Source organism: Dickeya lacustris (assembly GCF_029635795.1).
Lineage (GTDB): Bacteria > Pseudomonadota > Gammaproteobacteria > Enterobacterales > Enterobacteriaceae > Dickeya > Dickeya lacustris.
In genome coordinates this window covers 429,304-448,102 of the sequence record NZ_CP114280.1, presented here as the reverse complement: position 1 = coordinate 448,102, position 18,799 = coordinate 429,304, and the positions used below count along the sequence as shown (strand labels likewise).

14 protein-coding genes, 2 pseudogenes and 1 other annotated feature are annotated in these 18,799 nt (G+C 53.9%); of the genes and pseudogenes, 6 read left to right on the top strand and 10 right to left on the bottom strand.

Annotated elements, in window-relative coordinates; genetic code table 11:
• Window positions 1-97: 97 nt before the first annotated feature.
• The 5 genes and pseudogenes from trpA to O1Q98_RS01990 form a co-directional block, all read right to left on the bottom strand.
• A complete protein-coding gene (trpA, locus tag O1Q98_RS02010; protein ID WP_125259568.1) occupies window positions 98-907 on the bottom strand; it encodes a tryptophan synthase subunit alpha in 810 nt (269 codons plus the stop codon).
• On the bottom strand, window positions 907-2,100 hold the full coding sequence (gene trpB / locus O1Q98_RS02005) for a tryptophan synthase subunit beta (protein WP_164512991.1): 1,194 nt from the start codon (window positions 2,098-2,100) through the stop codon (window positions 907-909). Before trpB ends, trpA begins: the two co-directional genes overlap by 1 nt.
• A 15-nt stretch (window positions 2,101-2,115) precedes the next feature.
• A complete protein-coding gene (trpCF, locus tag O1Q98_RS02000; protein ID WP_125259566.1) occupies window positions 2,116-3,501 on the bottom strand; it encodes a bifunctional indole-3-glycerol-phosphate synthase TrpC/phosphoribosylanthranilate isomerase TrpF in 1,386 nt (461 codons plus the stop codon).
• A gap of 23 nt (window positions 3,502-3,524) precedes the next feature.
• Window positions 3,525-5,117 (bottom strand): annotated as a pseudogene (gene trpD, locus O1Q98_RS01995) (bifunctional anthranilate synthase glutamate amidotransferase component TrpG/anthranilate phosphoribosyltransferase TrpD).
• Window positions 5,117-6,679, bottom strand: a complete 1,563-nt coding sequence (locus O1Q98_RS01990; protein WP_125259563.1) for an anthranilate synthase component 1 — start codon at window positions 6,677-6,679, stop codon at window positions 5,117-5,119. Before O1Q98_RS01990 ends, trpD begins: the two are co-directional and overlap by 1 nt.
• Window positions 6,680-6,701: 22 nt before the next feature.
• Window positions 6,702-6,799, bottom strand: a sequence feature (Trp leader region).
• A 258-nt stretch (window positions 6,800-7,057) separates the two neighbouring features.
• Here O1Q98_RS01990 and rnm point away from each other — a divergent pair.
• From rnm to rluB, 3 genes and pseudogenes are all read left to right on the top strand, one after another.
• Window positions 7,058-7,948, top strand: coding sequence for an RNase RNM (gene rnm / locus O1Q98_RS01985; RefSeq protein WP_125259562.1), 891 nt, complete (start codon window positions 7,058-7,060; stop codon window positions 7,946-7,948).
• A 159-nt stretch (window positions 7,949-8,107) separates the two neighbouring features.
• The gene (locus tag O1Q98_RS01980) at window positions 8,108-8,728 is read left to right on the top strand and encodes an L-threonylcarbamoyladenylate synthase (protein WP_125259561.1); all 621 of its coding nucleotides are present in this window, start codon (window positions 8,108-8,110) and stop codon (window positions 8,726-8,728) included.
• 163 nt (window positions 8,729-8,891) lie between these two features.
• Window positions 8,892-9,780, top strand: a pseudogene (gene rluB, locus O1Q98_RS01975) (23S rRNA pseudouridine(2605) synthase RluB).
• Window positions 9,781-9,884: 104 nt separating this feature from the next.
• Here the strand turns inward: rluB and cobO are convergent.
• Window positions 9,885-10,475 (bottom strand): cob(I)yrinic acid a,c-diamide adenosyltransferase, encoded by a 591-nt coding sequence (gene cobO / locus O1Q98_RS01970; RefSeq protein ID WP_125259559.1) that lies wholly within the window; start codon window positions 10,473-10,475, stop codon window positions 9,885-9,887.
• 38 nt (window positions 10,476-10,513) lie between these two features.
• The gene (locus O1Q98_RS01965; protein WP_125259558.1) at window positions 10,514-11,275 is read right to left on the bottom strand and encodes a YciK family oxidoreductase; all 762 of its coding nucleotides are present in this window, start codon (window positions 11,273-11,275) and stop codon (window positions 10,514-10,516) included.
• Window positions 11,276-11,543: 268 nt separating this feature from the next.
• Between O1Q98_RS01965 and sohB the strand changes: the two genes are divergently transcribed.
• Window positions 11,544-12,590 (top strand): protease SohB, encoded by a 1,047-nt coding sequence (gene sohB / locus O1Q98_RS01960; RefSeq protein ID WP_125259557.1) that lies wholly within the window; start codon window positions 11,544-11,546, stop codon window positions 12,588-12,590.
• Window positions 12,591-12,728: 138 nt separating this feature from the next.
• On the opposite strand, the gene O1Q98_RS01955 is transcribed toward sohB, so the two are convergent.
• Window positions 12,729-13,019, bottom strand: coding sequence for a YciN family protein (locus O1Q98_RS01955; protein ID WP_125259556.1), 291 nt, complete (start codon window positions 13,017-13,019; stop codon window positions 12,729-12,731).
• A 438-nt stretch (window positions 13,020-13,457) separates the two neighbouring features.
• On the opposite strand from O1Q98_RS01955, the gene topA reads away from it, so the two are divergent.
• Window positions 13,458-16,070, top strand: coding sequence for a type I DNA topoisomerase (gene topA, locus O1Q98_RS01950; RefSeq protein WP_125259555.1), 2,613 nt, complete (start codon window positions 13,458-13,460; stop codon window positions 16,068-16,070).
• A 335-nt stretch (window positions 16,071-16,405) separates the two neighbouring features.
• Complete coding sequence (cysB, locus tag O1Q98_RS01945) at window positions 16,406-17,380, top strand: HTH-type transcriptional regulator CysB (RefSeq protein WP_125259554.1); 975 nt, start codon at window positions 16,406-16,408, stop codon at window positions 17,378-17,380.
• 84 nt (window positions 17,381-17,464) lie between these two features.
• Here the strand turns inward: cysB and nth are convergent, their stop codons facing one another.
• Window positions 17,465-18,100, bottom strand: a complete 636-nt coding sequence (gene nth, locus O1Q98_RS01940; RefSeq protein WP_125259553.1) for an endonuclease III — start codon at window positions 18,098-18,100, stop codon at window positions 17,465-17,467.
• The gene (locus tag O1Q98_RS01935; RefSeq protein ID WP_125259579.1) at window positions 18,093-18,794 is read right to left on the bottom strand and encodes an electron transport complex subunit E; all 702 of its coding nucleotides are present in this window, start codon (window positions 18,792-18,794) and stop codon (window positions 18,093-18,095) included. Before O1Q98_RS01935 ends, nth begins: the two co-directional genes overlap by 8 nt.
• Window positions 18,795-18,799 lie beyond the last annotated feature (5 nt).

Sequence of the window (18,799 nt, the reverse complement as noted above, 5' to 3'; positions counted from 1 at the left end):
TGGGCCGCGCACGCGTCATATTGATAATAAAAAACGCCATCACCGGTATGGCGATGGCGTTAACGATGGACGTGTATGAACGGCGATGTATCAGCGATTAGCGCAGGCGGGTGGCGGCTTTCATCTCGCGAACAAAGGCCGTCAGCCTGGCGAGCATGTCATCGGGCGTGGTGTGGTATTGCTCAATGATTTTGACTATCGCGGAACCGGAAATGGCCCCCGCCGCGCCACAGGCCAGCGCGTCACTCACTTGCCCAGGCTCCGAAATACCGAAACCGAGCAGCGCAGGCGCAGCATTGTACTCCTGCAATTTTTCCAGCAGGTGGTGCAGGGGCAATTGCGCACGTGTTTCCGAGCCGGTCACGCCCGCCCGTGAGAGTAAATAGGTATAGCCTCGGCCAAACGAGGCGATTTCACGCAGCAAATCATCGTCTGCATTAGGGGGGCAGATAAAAATTGGCGCGATGCCGTGTTTCATCGCGGCCTGACGGAATGGCGCGGATTCCTCTAGCGGCACATCGGCGACCAGCACCGAGTCTACGCCGGTTTCGGCACAGCGCTGGTAAAACGCGTCGATGCCGTTGCTAAACACCAGATTGGCATACATCAGCAGGCCTATCGGCAGTGACGGGTACTTCTGGCGCACGCTGGCAAGTAACTCAAAGCAGTGTGCGGGCGTGACGCCGGCGGCAAAGGCTCGCAGTGTGGCGTTTTGAATGGTTGGCCCATCAGCGAGCGGATCGGAAAACGGAATGCCTAACTCCAGTGCATCGGCACCGGCTTCCACCAGCGCATCAATAATTTGCAGTGACAGTTCAGGCGAAGGGTCGCCCAGCGTGACAAAGGGGACGAAGGCACCTTCCTGTTTTGCCGACAGTGCCTTAAACAGTGTGTGGTAGCGCTCCATCAAAATTCTCCCCGGGATTTCAAAATATCGTGAACGGTAAAGATGTCTTTATCACCGCGACCAGACAGGTTAACCACCAGAATTTGTTCTTTTTCGGGGTCGGCCTTAATCATTTTCAACGCATACGCCAGGGCATGGGATGACTCCAGCGCCGGAATAATACCTTCATGACGTGATAGCGCGCGGAAAGCATCCAGCGCTTCATCATCGGTAATAGAGACATAATCTGCGCGGCCAATGCTATTGAGGTGCGCATGTTGTGGGCCGACGGAGGGGAAATCCAGCCCGGCCGAAATGGAGTAGGACTCTTCGATTTGACCGTCGTCAGTCTGCATCATGGGGGATTTCATACCAAAATAGATGCCGACCCGACCATGCTTGAGCGGAGCGCCGTGATGACCTGATTCAATCCCCAACCCGGCCGGCTCAACCCCGATCAGTTGAACGGAGGTTTCATCAATGAAATCCGCAAACATACCAATTGCGTTCGAACCGCCGCCAACGCAGGCTATCACTGCGTCTGGCAGTCGGCCTTCCTGCTCTTTTATCTGCACCTTGGTTTCTTCGCCAATCATGCGCTGGAATTCGCGCACCATGGTGGGGTAAGGGTGCGGGCCGGCGGCCGTGCCCAGCAGATAATGTGCGTTCTCGTAGCTGCCAGACCAGTCACGCAGCGCTTCGTTACAGGCATCTTTCAATGTCGCAGAGCCGCTATGCACCGGAATCACTTCTGCACCCATCAGGCGCATACGGAACACGTTAGGCGACTGGCGTTCTACATCCTTCGCCCCCATATACACCCGGCATTTCAGGCCCAGCAAGGCACAGGCCAGAGCCGTCGCCACGCCGTGCTGCCCCGCGCCGGTTTCGGCAATAATCTCACTTTTGCCCATTCGTTTGGCGAGCAGTGCCTGCCCCAGAACCTGATTGGTTTTATGTGCGCCGCCATGCAGCAGATCTTCACGTTTGAGATAGAGCCTGGTTCGCGTGCCGGCGGTCAGGTTTTGGCAACGGGTCAGCGCGGTTGGCCGGCCAGCGTAATTTTTCAGCAGATCGCTAAATTGCGCCTGAAAGTCGGGATCACGCTGCGCACTGACAAACGCTTCTTCCAACTGACGCAGTGCCGGCATCAGGATTTGTGGCACGTACTGGCCACCAAATTCACCAAAATAGGGATTAAGTAACGTCATCATTAAACCTGTCTTATGTTATGCATGAAAAAGGTGGCGTGCCGGAATGGTGCGCAGCGCCTGAAAGACGGCGGCGATTTTTTGCGCGTCTTTGATACCCGGTTGTGATTCAACGCCTGAGTTGATGTCCAGCCCGGCGCAGCCAAGGCGCGCGGCCTGTGCGACATTGTGCGGTGAAATGCCGCCCGCCAGCATGACCTGACTGAGCTCCGGGCCTGTCAACAATGACCAATCAAAGCGCTGGCCGCTGCCACCCTGCGCATTGTCCAGTAACACGCGATCGACATGCGGTATCGTCAGCGGCGGCAGAGTGCCATTAACGCTTTGTGCTTGCCAAATCTGGCAGTGCGTGGGCAATTGCTGGCGCAGCGTGGCGATGTATTCGCCATCTTCTTTGCCGTGCAACTGAACCACGGCAAGGCCAAGCGTTGCCACCGTGGTCAGAATGTCGCTCACGGGCGCATCACGAAACACCCCGACATAACGTAACGGCGCGGCAGCCATCACCTGACGTGCTTGTGACGTTGTCACATGGCGCGGTGATTGCGGTACAAAAATCAGTCCGCCATAGACCGCACCGGCCTGATAGGCGGCAGCGGCATCGTCTGGGCGGGTCAATCCGCACACCTTGTTGTCACCGAGAATGACCTGACGCACGGCCTGCGTCAGGTTTTCCTGCGCCATCAGCGAGCTGCCAATGAGAAAGCCGTTAGCATACTGGCTCAGTTGTTGAATTTGGGCGTATTGGCTGATGCCGGATTCGCTTATCACCGTGACCTCATCCGACAGGCCATGAGAGAGCAGGCGGGTGCGATTCAGGTCGATGGACAGATCGCGCAGGTCACGGTTGTTGATGCCGACGACCCGGGCTCCTAGCGCAATCGCACGCTGGCGCTCCTCATCGTTGCTCACCTCAGTCAAAATGCCCATATTCAGACTGTGTGCGACCTCAGCAAGCGCGTGGTATTGGGCGTCATCCAGTACGGAAAGCATCAACAGAATGGCATCGGCCTGATAGTAGCGCGCCAGATAAATTTGGTACGCATCGATAATAAAGTCTTTGCACAGCACCGGTTGCGGCACCGCCGCACTCACACGCGATAAGAAGGCAAAATCACCCTGAAAATATTTCTCATCGGTCAGCACGGAAATGGCAGAAGCATAATCCTGATAAACCTGCGCTATCGCCACCGGGTCAAAATCAGCGCGAATCAGCCCCTTTGACGGGGAGGCTTTTTTACACTCCAGAATGAACGCGGGTGAGGCCTGCTTAAGCGCTTGATAGAATGCGCGGGTGCTAGGCACAACCTGTGACAGAAACGTGTCGAGCGGTTGTTGCTGCTGCCGTTCGGCAATCCATTGCGCTTTGTCGCGCACAATTTTGGTTAATACGGTTTCCTGCATTTTCCTGTTTCCTGTCCTTTTTGCTACCTTTTAGCGGCGAGATCGAGCACCCGTTGATACGCCAGACCGCTATGAATAGCATCCAGCGCCTGCCGAGCGTTATGCCGCAGGTCTTCCTGCCCAAAGAGTCTCATCAGCAAGGCGACATTCGCCGCAACAGCCGCCTCGTGTGCGAGCTCGCCTTTACCCTGAAGCAAGCGTGCCAGAATGTCACGGTTTTCTTCCGGCGTGCCGCCCTGTAGATCGCGCAGCGCAAAGGTGTCCAGACCAAAATCTTGCGGCGTTAACTGATAGGTCTCAATGTCGCCGTTACGCAGTTCCGCCACGGTGGTCGGCGCGTGAATCGCCACCTCATCCATACCGCCGCCATGCACGACAGCGGCGCGCTGATACCCCAGCACATGCAGCGTTTTGGCAATCGGTTCAACCAGCGCTGGATGGTAGACGCCTATCAAGGCCAGCGGCGGGCGCGCCGGGTTGATTAGCGGGCCAAGTACGTTGAATACCGTGCGCGTTTTTAGCTGCTGGCGCACCGGCATGGCATGGCGAAAGCCGCTGTGGTATTGCGGGGCGAACAGAAAGCACACCCCAAGCGAGTCCAGCGCCTGGCGCGATGTTTCCGGCGCCATATCCAATTGGATGCCAAAGGCCGATAGCAAATCAGACGAACCGGAGCGGCTCGATACGCTGCGATTGCCGTGTTTGGCGACTTTTAGCCCGCAGGCCGCTGCAACAAACGCACTGGCGGTAGAAATATTAATACTGTTGGTGCCATCGCCGCCGGTGCCGACAATATCGGCAAACGGGTAGTCCGGGCGGGGAAACGCTTTGGCATCGTCTAGCAGTGCCCGCGCCGCGCCGGCGATTTCATCCGGGTGCTCGCCGCGTACTTTCATACTGATCAGAGCGGCGGCCAGTTGCGTTGGTTCAAGTTGCCCCTGAATAATGGCCGCGAAAAGCTGCTGGCTTTCTGCCTGGGTAAGCACCTCGGCACCGTAGAGTTTTTCAAGAATGTGTTGCATAAATTTCTCCCGTGCTTAGGCCAGCGCCCAGTCGAGCGTCTGATTAAGCAGACGCGCACCCTGAGTCGTGAGGATGGATTCGGGATGGAACTGAAACCCGCAAACGCGGTGCTCATCGTGGCGAACCGCCATTACCATACCGTTAAACCGCGCGTTCACGACCAACTCGTCGGGAATGTTGCTGCCGACCAGCGAGTGATAGCGTGCTACCGGCAGCGGGTTGGGCAACCCGGCGAACATGGCACAGCCGTCATGCTCAATGCTGGACGCTTTACCGTGCAGGATTTCACCGGCCTGACCGACATGCCCGCCGTAAGCTTCCACAATCGCCTGATGACCCAGACAAATGCCAATAATCGGCAATTGGCCGCGCAGACGTTGCAATAGCGCAGGCATACAACCGGCCTCTGAGGGGGTGCCGGGGCCAGGAGAGAGCATCAGTACCGGGTTTTCCATCTGCTGTAAGCGCTGGATGATGACGTCAGCCGGTAATTGATTACGGTATACCACCACCTGATGGCCGCTGGCGCGCAGCTGGTCAACCAGGTTGTAGGTAAAGGAGTCGATATTATCGAGCAACAGGATATCGGCCATCAGAACACCTCCCTGGCGTGATGCGCACTGGCAATGGCGCGCAGAACCGCGCGGGCTTTATTTCGGGTTTCATCGGCTTCGGCTTGCGGCTGGGAATCGAGCACGACGCCAGCACCAGCCTGTACGGTGGCGATGCCGTCTTCAACGTAGGCCGAGCGAATGACGATACAGGTATCAAGGTCGCCACGTGCCGTGAAGTACCCTACGGCACCGCCGTAGCTGCCGCGACGGGTTTTCTCGCTTTCGGCAATCAGCTGCATGGCGCGCACTTTAGGCGCGCCGCTCAGGGTGCCCATGTTCATGCAGGCGCGATAGGCGTGGAGCACATCAAGATCTGCGCGCAGCGTGCCGACGACGCGGGAAACCAGATGCATGACAAACGAGTAGCGATCAACCTTGGTCAAATCGGCCACATAACGACTGCCGGGTTCGCAAATGCGTGCCAGATCGTTACGCGCGAGGTCAACCAACATCAGGTGTTCCGCCAGTTCTTTATGGTCAGTGCGCATTTCCAGCTCAATTCGGCTGTCAAGATCGCGGTCCAGCGAACCATCGGCCCGACGACCGCGTGGGCGGGTGCCCGCGATCGGGTAGATTTCTATCTGGCGCGTGGCCGCATCGTACTTGAGCGAGCTCTCGGGTGATGCGCCAAACAGCGTGAAATCTTTATCCTGCATATAGAACATGTAAGGGCTTGGATTACTGTCTTTTAGCGTCTGATAGGCTGACAGCGGCGAGGGGCACGGTAATGAAAAACGCCGTGACGGTACCACCTGAAAAATCTCACCGATGCGAATGGCCTGTTGCATTTGGCTGACGACCGCACCGAATTCGTCATCACTTTGATTACAAGTGAGCGTCATGCTGTCAAGCGCCTGCTGTGGCAACGCCGGTGCCGGTTGCGTTAACAGATGTTGCAATTGCGCCAGACGTTGTTGCAGGCGCTGGCGCTCTGATGCGTGTGGCGTAAACAGGCTGGCTTGTAAATGGGTGCGACGTTGCTGGTGATCGACCACCAGTAAGGTTTCTGCCAGATAAAAGCAGTAATCCGGGCAACGTTGCTGCTGTGTAAGCGGCGGCAGGCTTTCAAAACCGGCCACCAGATCGTAGGCAAACAGTCCACCCAGAAACATCGCTTCACGCTCGTCGGCAGGGCAGACGACCAGCTTTAAGAGCTGGCGCAGGGCATCAAACACGGATAGTGCCTGTAAGCGCGCGTCTTCATCTTGCATGATGTCGGTTGCCGGGAAGGTGAGTTCACGGCTATCCGTGCCCGCTTGTATCTTAACGCTCGCAGGCAGCGCCTTATCCAGCAGCGGTAGTAACGATGCGCCATTCGGCGTGAGCGCTTCAATCGAGACCTGCTGGCCAAGCGCGGTGATGCGCAATGCGCTATCGACAATCAGCAGGCTTTGCAGATTTTGCTTACTGTCGATTTCTGCCGACTCCAGCAGCAGCGTCGCTGGACGGTTAGCGCACAACTGATGAAACATCGCGCTGGGGTCGTTGCGGTATTGCGCATCGGCCTTAAGCAGTTCTATCTCGGGTTGTGGTGTTTGCATGATATCTACTCGTATTTTGTCCATAAAAAAACCCGCTACAGCGGGCTTTTGGATAAGCATGTCAGAAAATGGCTATGCGCATCACTTTGCCCGTTACAGGGAAAAGCGCCACCAACCGAGCGTGTTTTTCAGTGTCATGATGTTTTGCATGGCCATTGTCCTTATCAGTATGGTTGCCTGAACTTGTGTACTAGTTAACTGGAACGCCGCGCTGAAGTCAACAACATTTCATGGGGCGTGTGTTATTTCTTCTCTTACCAAACATACGATACGGTAAGGACTTACCAGAAAAATAACCGTTTGACCCGCGTTCCGTTTTCCCTTTGGCCGACTTAATGGCATCATGCCGCGCTGATATCCCTTGCATGAGAGATAACCTTGTCTGACGTATCGCCATCATTACCTGCCTGTACAATATATGATCTGCACAGCCACACGACCGCTTCAGACGGCCTGCTGTCACCGACCGAGTTGGTACAGCGTGCGGTGGCAATGCGTGTGAATGTGTTGGCCATAACCGATCACGATACGGTTGCGGCATTGGCAGAAGCCCGCCTTGCGATTCGTCGCGATGCCCTGGCACTACGCCTGATAGCGGGAGTGGAAATCTCTACGCTTTGGGAAAACCATGAGATTCATATCGTTGGGTTGGGCGGCGATAGTCAGCATCCGGCGCTGACCGAATTGCTGATGGCGCAAACACATTATCGCAGGCAACGTGCGGAGCTTATTGCTCAACGCCTTGAAAAATCGCAGATTCCTGGTGCGCTGGCTGGAGCGTTAAAACTGGCGCAAGGCGGAATGATAACCCGAGGACATTTTGCGCGTTATCTGGTTGAGCAGGGGAAGGCGCAAACGGTGGCACAGGTGTTTAAAAAATACCTGGCGAAAGGGAAAATCGGTTATGTCCCGCCACAGTGGTGTACAATACCTGATGCCGTTAAGGCTATCCGTCAGTCAGGCGGTGTGGCAGTGTTGGCGCATCCCGGACGCTACGATTTGAGCGCTAAATGGCTCAAGCGGCTGTTGGCCGCCTTTGCCGAGTGTGGCGGAGAGGCAATGGAAGTGGCGCAATGCCAGCAGGCGCCGGATGAGCGTTCACTGTTGGCGAGTTATGCGCGAGATTACCAGTTATTGGCGTCGCAAGGGTCTGATTTTCATCAACCTTGTGCCTGGATAGAGTTAGGGCGCAAACTGTGGCTGCCTGGCGGGGTCGAGCCGGTTTGGCAGCACCCTGCGCTGGCTGAATCCTCGGTCCAGGCGCTTTAACACCATATGTGCTAACACCTACGTGCTAACACAGTGCGTGCCAAACAGACGTGCAAAACGACAGTGTAATAAAACAGTGTAAAACACAGAGTTAAACAAGGCCGCTGGCGTTACGCTCCGCCGATGAGCGGTACGTTTTCATGAGGCAGAGGATGTAGCATGAGTCAGTTTTTTTATATTCACCCGCAAAACCCACAGCCACGCTTGATTACGCAGAGTGTCGAGATCCTCAATAAAGGCGGCGTGATTGTTTACCCGACGGATTCCGGGTATGCGCTGGGATGTAAGCTGGAAGAAAAGACGGCGATGGAGCGCATTTGCCGTATTCGTCAGCTTGACCAAAACCATAACTTTACGCTGATGTGCCGTGATTTGTCGGAGTTGTCATCTTATGCCTACGTTGACAATAGCGCATTTCGGCTGATGAAAAATAACACGCCGGGCAATTACACGTTTATTCTTAAAGCCACCAAAGAAGTTCCTCGTCGGCTGATGAATGACAAACGTAAAACCATCGGCATGCGGGTGCCGTCGAATCCGATTGCGCTGGACTTATTAGCGGCGCTCAATGAGCCGTTGATGTCAACCACCTTGATGTTGCCCGGTAATGATTTCGCAGAATCAGACCCGGAAGAGATTCAAGACCGGCTTGGGAAATTGGTGGATCTGGTGATTCACGGCGGTTTTCTCGGCCAACAGCCGACAACCGTGATTGACTTGACCGAGTCCGCCCCGGTAGTTGTTCGTGAGGGAACCGGCGATGTGACGCCGTTTCTGTAATCTATAACATTCGGCATACAAATAACCGGGTTCGGGCTATAATGCGCGGCAATGTTGTAACTGCTTATTTTTAGATACATTTATTTTAAGATGCGTCAGCGTGATTTTGGGTTGCGCTGACACCCCACCGACGCCTGGGAAGGCGACACTCAGAGGTTGCTCAATGAGCGAAAAATTGCAAAAAGTGTTGGCGCGTGCAGGGCACGGATCACGCCGCGAAATTGAAAGTATGATTGAAGCCGGGCGCATCAGCGTTGACGGTAAAATAGCGACACTGGGCGACCGTGTTGAAGTGAGCCGTGCGACTAAAATTCGTATCGATGGCCATGTGGTGTCCGTGCGTGAAAGTGAAGAGAACGTCTGCCGCGTATTAATGTATTACAAACCTGAAGGTGAGCTCTGTACTCGTAGTGACCCGGAAGGGCGACCCACGGTTTTTGACCGGTTGCCGCGTATTCAGGGGTCGCGTTGGGTGGCCGTTGGGCGACTGGATGTGAACACGTCCGGTTTGCTGCTGTTTACGACGGATGGTGAACTGGCTAATCGCCTGATGCACCCCAGTCGCGAAGTTGAGCGTGAGTACGCGGTGCGCGTATTTGGCGAGGTCGGTGACGATAAAGTCCGCCAGCTCAGTAAAGGCGTGCAACTGGAGGATGGCCCTGCGGCTTTCCGCTCCATTCGCTATCAGGGCGGTGAGGGGCTTAACCAGTGGTATAACGTTACGCTTACCGAAGGCCGCAATCGCGAAGTACGCCGCCTGTGGGAAGCTGTAGAGCGTGCAGGTTAGCCGCCTTATTCGGGTTCGTTATGGTGATATTCATCTGCCGAAAGGTTTGCCGCGTGGCGGCTGGATGGAAATGAATCTGACGGATGTCAATTATTTGCGCGAACTGGTGCAGTTATCACCGGAAACCGTGAGTAAATTACCGGTTGAACGTGAGCGTCGTCGCGTTAAAGCGAACCAGATTCGTCGGGCGGTTAAGCGCCACAGTCAGGTGGGCGCGTCCCATCGTCCGGCCAGTCGCCGTAGTGCTCCTAAACGTAACGGCTAATTGGCGCATTCTTTCTGTTCCTGCTGATAGCGGCTTTTTACCGATGCATGCAGAAAACGATGAATATAAAAAAGCCCTCGCAGATGCGGGGGCTTTTGTCGATGTTACCAGTCGATTCCCTGCTGTGCCTGAATCCCGGCGTCAAAGGCATGTTTTTGTGCCCGCATTTCCGTCACCGTATCGGCAAGCTCAAGTAACTCACGATGGCATCCCCGGCCAGTAATAATCACGCTTTGGTGCGCCGGACGTTGTTGTAATGCATCAATAACGGCCTGACGCGGTAAATAGTCGTAACTTATCATATACGTCAGTTCATCAAGCACGACGAGATCCAGCGTTGGGTCGGCCAGCATGCGTATTCCGTGTTGCCAGACGCGCTCTGCGGCTTCGGTGTCAGTCTGGCGGTTTTGCGTATCCCAGGTAAAACCTGTCGCCATGACCTGAAATTCGACGCCGTGTTGTTGCAGCAGCGCCTTCTCGCCGTTCGGCCACTCGCCTTTGATAAACTGAATAACCCCGGCGCGTCGCCCATGGCCGACGGCTCGGGTAACGGTGCCGAACGCCGCAGTGGTTTTGCCTTTCCCGTTACCGGTGAACACCATCAGGATACCCCGTTGTTCAGTCGCGGCGGCAATGCGGGCATCCACGTGTTCTTTCAGGCGCTGCTGGCGCTGTTGATGACGCTCATCACTCATTTTTTGGTCTCCCTGATGCGTGTTTTGACTCTCGCGGGTTATACCGCCGGGCCGGGTTTACGCCCCGGTTGGGCATCAAAACTCATGCCTGTTTTGCGACGGCTGTCGTCGCCCATTAAATAGAGATAAAGCGGCATGATGTCTGACGGTGTTTTGAGTTTTGCCGGGTCTTCATCGGGAAACGCAGCGGCGCGCATGGCAGTACGCGTGCCACCGGGATTAATGCAGTTAACCCGTAAATTGTGCTGGCGATACTCTTCGGCCAGCACTTGCATCATGCCTTCGGTTGCGAATTTCGATACTGAGTAAGCGCCCCAGTTGGCGCGGCCCTGACGACCGACGCTGGAGCTGGTGAACACCAGCGAGGCGCTGGTTGATTTGAGTAATAACGGCAATAAAACCTGCGTCAGCATAAATGTGGCATTGACATTCACCTGCATGACATCGTGCCAGTGTTGTGGCGATTGCTCGGCCATGGGCAATACATCGCCGAGCAGTCCGGCATTATGCAGTACGCCGTCGAGACGCGGCAGAGCCTGTTCGAGATGCTGCGCTATCTGGAGAAAATCCTCGTAACGGGCGGTGAGCATATCGCAAGGAATAACCAGGCTTTGGCTGGCGCAGGTTTGCAAGATGGACTGCGCGACGTCATGCAATTTACTTTCGGTTCGGCCTAATAAAACCAGTTGTGCGCCATGTCGCGCATAGGTCAGGGCAGCTTCGCGTCCGATGCCATCACCCACCCCAGTGACCAGAATGATACGATGCTGTAGCAGGTCATCTTTAGGTTGATAGTGCAAAATAGAATCCTCTGGCTGTAAGGCAAGTCTCTGTCATGGCGTCTGGAAAAGCCATCATGAAAGGTTTATGCCTGAAACAATAGGCATTTTCAATCAGAAGCCCCGGCTTTCTCATAGACTCTGCGGGAAAAAACAGCGGAAAGTTCAATTTCTGTATGAAGATCATCGCCATCGCGTTCGTCATACGTTAGCTTAGTGAATTAACAGCGCCTTGCCGTTGTTGAAGAATCAACGTTATATCTCACATTAGTCAATGAAGGCGGTATTTGTGGAATTACTTTCTCAGTATGGTTTATTCCTGGCCAAAGTTGTCACCCTTGTCGTTGCCATTGGCGCGCTGGTGGTGCTGACTGTCGGGATGACGCAACGTAAACGCCATCGCAAAGGCGAGTTGCAGGTGATTAATCTGGGCGAACAATACCGTGAAATGCGGCAGGAGATACAGTCCGCCGCGATGAGTGATACGGTGCGCAGCCTGCTGGAGAAAAAACAGAAAAAAGAAGAAAAAGAGACGGCGAAGCAGGAGAAAAAACGCGCGAAGCGCGGGGAAGAGAAATCGGTGAAGCCGTGTCTGTATGTGCTCGATTTTAATGGCAGTATGGATGCCGGTGAGGTGAGCTCCCTGCGCGAAGAAGTTTCTGCGGTGTTGGCCGTTGCTCGCCCGGAAGATGAAGTGCTGTTACGGCTGGAAAGCCCCGGCGGTGTGGTTCATGGTTATGGATTGGCCGCTTCGCAGCTTCAACGTTTTCGCCAGCGTGGTATTCGCCTGACGGTGGCCGTCGATAAAGTTGCCGCCAGCGGCGGTTACATGATGGCCTGTGTGGCAGATCGTATTGTTTGCGCGCCTTTTGCGATTGTCGGCTCGATTGGTGTTGTTGCCCAAATCCCGAACTTTAACCGCCTGCTGAAAAGCAAAGAGATTGATGTTGAATTACATACTGCCGGTCAATATAAGCGCACGCTGACATTGTTTGGCGAGAATACAGAAGAAGGGCGTGAAAAATTCCGCGAGGAACTGAACGATACCCACCATCTGTTTAAACAGTTTGTCAGTGACATGCGGCCCGCCCTGGATATTGACGCGGTGGCGACAGGAGAGCATTGGTTTGGTTTACAGGCTAAAGATAAGGGCCTGGTTGATGCGATAGGCACCAGCGATGATTTATTGATTGCGGAAATGGAAACGCATGAGGTGCTGGCGGTACGCTATACGCGTCGTAAACGACTGATGGACAGGTTAACCGGCAGCGCGGGTGATGCGATGGAGCGGGTTCTGTTACGTTGGTGGCAGCGCGGTCATCATCCGTTGCCATGACGCTATCGATGAATTGATAGCGATGCCAAACAAGAAAAAGCCCGTTGCGACGGGCTTTTTTGTGGGCAACATAACAGCATCATGACAAGCGCTACGCTGCCGCATCGATAATGCGATGCCATCTTTATCTGGCAGGGACTAATCAATCAGGTGATATTTCTCGGATAACACATGGGCGAGGTGCTTAAACATGTTGAATACGGCAGTGGTTTTTGCGGTAGGCAGGCCATCTTTATCGAGGAAATACTCGCCGCGAAATACCAGTACGCCATTTTTTTGCACAACATCATCCGCCATCATGCCCGCGAGGTAATCTTCATGGCCTTTGATTAACGCATTGGCTTCTTGCAGCAACGTATGGCGTGTAATCGGTTTTTTCTCTGTGTGGGCGTATGCCGCATCATGTTGTGAATGGGTGGGGTCAGACATTGATTTTCTCCTGCAAATGCCCTTTGAACAGTCCACGCTATTGTAACGCTGACGATGAAAATATCGCAAACCTACTGATTTTATGTACCGTTATCGGTACGCGTTGCAGCGGCGAAGGCTGGCGAAAACCGGTTTTACATGCTAATTAGGTTGCGTGGTGTTATTTATCAGGTAGAGTGTGGGATTTTGCATCGTCAAGCGAAATCATTGCTTTGCGCCAGAGCCCGTTGCGGGGTATCCGCAATCTGGTAAGGCAAAAATAAATTTGATTTATCATAAGGTTGCAGCGTGGTAATCGGTGCCAGTCATCAGAGAGCCGCGACAGACAGAACGATTTTCCGGCAACCATGATGATTCAGGCAGCAGCGGCTGGTCAATCAGCGCGAATGGCTGAAAATTTCTTCTTTTTTCAAAGAATTCAGTAGGTAACAATATATTATGGGTAAAGCTCTCGTTATCGTCGAGTCCCCGGCTAAAGCCAAAACGATTAACAAGTATCTTGGCAATGACTACGTGGTGAAATCCAGCGTGGGGCATGTGCGTGACTTGCCCACCAGTGGTTCGGCTTCCGTGAGCAAGAAAAGTGATGCCAGTGGGGAAAAGCCCAAAGGGGAAAAACCCAAAAAAGCGGTGAAAAAAGATGAGCGCACGGCGCTGGTAAACCGCATGGGGGTTGACCCGTATCATGACTGGCAAGCGCACTATGAGATTTTACCGGGCAAAGAGAAAGTCGTTTCTGAGCTGAAAGCGTTGGCGGAAAATGCCGACCATGTTTATCTCGCAACCGACCTTGACCGCGAAGGGGAAGCCATTGCCTGGCACCTGCGGGAAATTATCGGTGGTGATGAAAAGCGTTTTAGCCGCGTCGTGTTCAACGAAATCACCAAGAATGCGATTCGTCAGGCGTTCGAACGCCCGGGCGAGCTGAATATTAACCGGGTTAACGCGCAGCAGGCACGCCGGTTTATGGATCGCGTTGTAGGGTATATGGTTTCTCCGCTGTTGTGGAAAAAGATAGCGCGTGGCTTGTCCGCAGGGCGCGTGCAGTCTGTTGCGGTGCGTCTGGTGGTTGAGCGCGAGCGCGAAGTCAAAGCGTTTGTTCCGCAAGAGTATTGGGAACTGCATGCGGATCTACTGGCAAGCGATGTGTCGTTGCAGATGCAAGTGACCCACTATCTCGGCAAGCCATTCCGTCCGGTCAATGAGGCGCAGACGCAGGCTGCGGTGAGCCTGCTTTCGCAGGCCAGTTATGCGGTCGCCGAGCGGGAAGATAAACCCACCAGCAGCAAGCCGGGCGCGCCATTTATTACGTCCACTTTGCAGCAGGCGGCCAGTACCCGTCTGGGCTTCGGTGTGAAGAAAACCATGATGATGGCCCAACGGTTATATGAAGCGGGCCATATTACCTACATGCGTACTGACTCAACAAACCTGAGTCAGGATGCGCTTACGATGGCGCGCGATTATATACAGAACGAATTTGGCAAACGCTATTTGCCTGAGGCGGCGAACCTTTACACCAGTAAAGAGAACTCTCAGGAAGCGCATGAAGCCATTCGCCCTTCAGACGTGAATGTGCTGGCCGAGACGTTGAAAGACATGGAAGCCGATGCACAGAAACTCTACCAGTTGATCTGGCGTCAGTTTGTGGCCTGCCAGATGACGCCAGCGCAGTATGACTCAACCACGCTGGTCGTGAGTGCCGGTGATTATCAGCTACGCGCGAAAGGGCGCACCTTGCGTTTTGATGGCTGGACGCGAGTGATGCCTGCGCTGCGTAAAAGCGATGAAGATCGCACCTTGCCGGCCATTGAGATTGGTCAGGTGATGCGGATGGAGAAATTATCTCCCAGCCAACACTTCACCAAACCGCCGGCACGCTATAGCGAAGCGTCATTGGTAAAAGAGCTGGAAAAACGCGGCATTGGCCGCCCTTCTACTTATGCCGCCATTATCTCTACCATTCAGGACAGGGGTTATGTCCGGGTAGAGAATCGCCGCTTTTATGCTGAAAAAATGGGAGAAATTGTTACCGATCGTCTTGAGGAGAATTTCCGCGAGCTGATGAATTATGATTTCACCGCTCGCATGGAAAACAGCCTGGATTTGGTCGCGAACAATCAGGCGGAGTGGAAGGCGGTGCTGGATGAATTCTTCGCCGAGTTTAGCCAACAGCTGGAGACGGCGGGGCAGGAGCCTGAAGCGGGCGGCATGAAGCCGAACCTGATGATACTGACCAGTATCGATTGCCCAACCTGCGGCCGCAAAATGGGTATTCGTACGGCCAGCACCGGGGTTTTCCTTGGCTGCTCAGGCTATGCGTTATCGCCGAAAGAACGGTGTAAAACCACGATAAACCTGATCCCGGAAGCGGAAGTGCTCAATGTGCTGGAAGGGGATGAGGCGGAAACCAATGCGCTGCTCGCGCGCCGCCGTTGTACCAAATGCGGTACGGCGATGGACAGCTACCTGATTGATAATCAGCGTAAATTGCATGTCTGTGGTAATAACCCTTCCTGTGATGGCTATGAAATCGAGCAGGGGGAGTTCCGTCTCAAAGGGTATGATGGCCCGGTGGTAGAGTGTGAGAAATGTGGCTCCGATATGCACCTGAAAATGGGACGTTTCGGTAAATACATGGCTTGTACCCTTGAGAGCTGTGGGAACACCCGTAAGATTTTGCGCAACGGCGAGGTAGCGCCGCCGAAGGAAGACCCGGTGCCATTGCCGGAACTGCCGTGCGAAAAATCAGAGGCCTATTTTGTGTTGCGTGATGGTGCAGCGGGGGTGTTTTTGGCCGCCAATACGTTTCCGAAATCACGCGAAACCCGTGCGCCACTGGTAGAAGAGCTGGTGAGGTTCCAGGATCGTCTGCCTGAGAAATTGCGCTATCTGGCGCAGGCACCGGTAAGCGATCCGGCGGGCAATAAAACGCTGGTGCGTTTTAGCCGTAAAACCAAACAGCAGTACATCTCTTCAGAGAAAGAAGGGAAAGCGACCGGTTGGTCTGCATTTTATGTTGATGGTAAATGGGTAGAAAGCGAACGCTAATTCTGCCTAAATTGATGGAAACCGCAGTTTTTTAGTGTGATCGCGGTTAAATTACTGGAAGCCAGCCTGCAAAGGCTGGCTTTTTTGATCGCTGAACCATGAATATCGTCGGTATCTGGCCGATAACGAGAAAGGAAATAAAAAACCCGTTTTTCAGTATCGCTATGGTCTAAAACGATCGTACTTATGGTTATAAAAAATATTTTTTTATGATTAAATGGCATTTTTGGCGTGAGTTCAGGGTTATTGCTTTAAGCCAGTGCCTTCTTGTCGATGCCGATAACGTCAACAACAGCGATGCCGCGCGCATGACATCTTACGGAATGGGATAACTTATGAAATTGCAACAGCTTCGTTACATTGTTGAAGTTGTTAATCACAATCTGAACGTATCATCTACCGCCGAAGGGCTATATACCTCACAGCCAGGTATCAGTAAACAGGTGCGGATGCTGGAAGATGAACTGGGAATACAAATATTTGCTCGCAGTGGCAAACACCTGACGCAGGTCACGCCCGCCGGACAGGAAATTATTCGTATTGCCAGAGAAGTGCTTTCCAAGGTAGATGCCATCAAAGCCGTGGCCGGAGAGCATACATACCCGGATAAGGGGTCTTTGTATGTCGCCACCACCCATACCCAGGCACGCTATGCGTTGCCTGAAGTCATTCGGGGGTTTATTGAGCGTTATCCGCGAGTCTCTTTGCATATGCATCAAGGCTCGCCGACGCAAATTGCAGAAGCGGTTGCAAAAGGGTCGGCCGATTTTGCTATCGCAACGGAAGCGCTGCATTTGTATGAAGATTTGATCATGTTGCCGTGTTACCACTGGAATCGCGCGGTGGTGGTGAAACCGGATCACCCACTGGCCGGGAAAAGCCATATCACGATTGAAGAGTTAGCGGCTTACCCGATTGTGACCTACACCTTTGGTTTCACCGGTCGTTCGGAGCTTGATACGGCATTTAACCGTGCCGGGCTGACGCCGCGTATTGTGTTTACCGCCACCGATGCTGACGTCATTAAAACGTATGTCCGGCTGGGGTTAGGGGTTGGCGTGATTGCCAGTATGGCGGTGGAACCGGCCAGTGACCCGGATTTGGTCGCTATCAGCGCTGACAACCTGTTCAGTTACAGCACAACCAAGATAGGTTTTCGTCGCAGCACGTTTTTGCGCAGTTATATGTATGATTTTATTCACCGTTTCGCGCCACACTTGACCCGTGACGTCGTCGATAGTGCGATTGCATTGCGTTCAAATGAGGAGATTGAGGCGATGTTTAAAGATGTGACGCTACCTGTTAAGTAATCAGCTCATGCGGTCAGGCCGGAGAATGCCGTCCTGACCGCAGGTGTAACTGAACCCGGGGTTTACATTAAACCGACGCTGACATCAAATTTCTGTTTTCTCTTTGTATTCGCACAAATCTTCAATCAGGCAGGCACCACAGCGCGGTTTGCGAGCAACGCAGGTATAGCGGCCATGCAGAATAAGCCAGTGATGGCAATCGACCTTGAACTCGGTGGGCACCGATTTCAGCAATTTCTCTTCGACGTGTTCAACCGTTTTCCCCGGCGCAAACCGGGTGCGATTACAGACGCGAAAGATATGCGTATCGACGGCGATAGTCGGCCAGCCGAAGGCCGTATTCAGCACCACATTCGCTGTTTTGCGCCCAACGCCCGGTAATGCTTCCAGCGCGGCGCGATCTTCCGGCACATTCCCTTGATGTGTATCCAGCAGGATACGACAGGTCTTGATGATATTTTCGGCTTTGCTGTTAAAGAGACCGATGGTTTTGATATAACGCTTAACGCCTTCGACGCCGAGGTTCAGCATCGCCTCTGGTGTGTTGGCAACGGCATAGAGCTGTGCTGTCGCTTTATTAACACTGACATCGGTTGCCTGGGCGGATAACAGCACTGAAATCAGGAGTTCAAATGGCGAGCCAAATACCAGCTCGGTTGTCGGGTGCGGGTTGTTATCACGCAGGCGGCGCAAAATAGCGATACGCTTTTCTTTATTCATGAGTGGGCACCGCAGAGTGAGCAGGGCGTGGCGTCGCCTGTGCGTGACGACCACGGCGCTGTTTGAGCCGTTCATCGATAAGGTGTTTGATAGCCAGCAGTAAGCCCAGCCCGATAAATGCTCCCGGCGGCAGGATCATCAGCAGAAAAGGGGAGTCCATGTGGATAATTTCAACGCGAAGCACCCGCGCCCACTGGCCTAACAGTAAATCAGCGCCGTCAAATAAGGTGCCATTACCCAGGAGCTCGCGCAGAGCACCCAGCACAAATAGCGCACTGGTCGCACCGAGCCCCATAAACAGGCCATCCAGCGCTGAAAGGGCGACGGTATTTTTTGAGGCGAACGCTTCAGCCCGACCAATCACAATACAGTTTGTCACAATCAGTGGAATAAAAATCCCCAGTGACTGATAGAGCCCATAGGCGTAGGCATTGATGAGCATCTGCACAATCGTTACCACCGAGGCTATCAGCATCACGTAAATCGGAATGCGGATTTCCGCCGGTACCCAGCGCCGCAATGCCGACACCGCAAAGTTAGTGCAGGTTAAGACGAGCGTGGTGGCAAGCCCCAGCCCGAGCGCATTGGTTGCCGTTGAGGTGACGGCCAGCAGCGGGCATAACCCCAGCAATTGCACCAGCGCAGAGTTATTTTTCCATAACCCCTGAACGATCAGCTCTTTGGTCTGATGCATGTTGG

Coding starts and splice junctions, on each gene's coding strand:
- O1Q98_RS01955 (WP_125259556.1), bottom strand. CDS start 13,019: ATGTCTGACCCCACCCATTCACAACATGATGCGGCATACGCCCACACA.
- cobO (WP_125259559.1), bottom strand. CDS start 10,475: ATGAGTGATGAGCGTCATCAACAGCGCCAGCAGCGCCTGAAAGAACAC.
- O1Q98_RS01980 (WP_125259561.1), top strand. CDS start 8,108: ATGAGTCAGTTTTTTTATATTCACCCGCAAAACCCACAGCCACGCTTG.
- trpB (WP_164512991.1), bottom strand. CDS start 2,100: ATGATGACGTTACTTAATCCCTATTTTGGTGAATTTGGTGGCCAGTAC.
- trpA (WP_125259568.1), bottom strand. CDS start 907: ATGGAGCGCTACCACACACTGTTTAAGGCACTGTCGGCAAAACAGGAA.
- O1Q98_RS01935 (WP_125259579.1), bottom strand. CDS start 18,794: ATGCATCAGACCAAAGAGCTGATCGTTCAGGGGTTATGGAAAAATAAC.
- trpCF (WP_125259566.1), bottom strand. CDS start 3,501: ATGCAGGAAACCGTATTAACCAAAATTGTGCGCGACAAAGCGCAATGG.
- topA (WP_125259555.1), top strand. CDS start 13,458: ATGGGTAAAGCTCTCGTTATCGTCGAGTCCCCGGCTAAAGCCAAAACG.
- cysB (WP_125259554.1), top strand. CDS start 16,406: ATGAAATTGCAACAGCTTCGTTACATTGTTGAAGTTGTTAATCACAAT.
- O1Q98_RS01990 (WP_125259563.1), bottom strand. CDS start 6,679: ATGCAAACACCACAACCCGAGATAGAACTGCTTAAGGCCGATGCGCAA.
- nth (WP_125259553.1), bottom strand. CDS start 18,100: ATGAATAAAGAAAAGCGTATCGCTATTTTGCGCCGCCTGCGTGATAAC.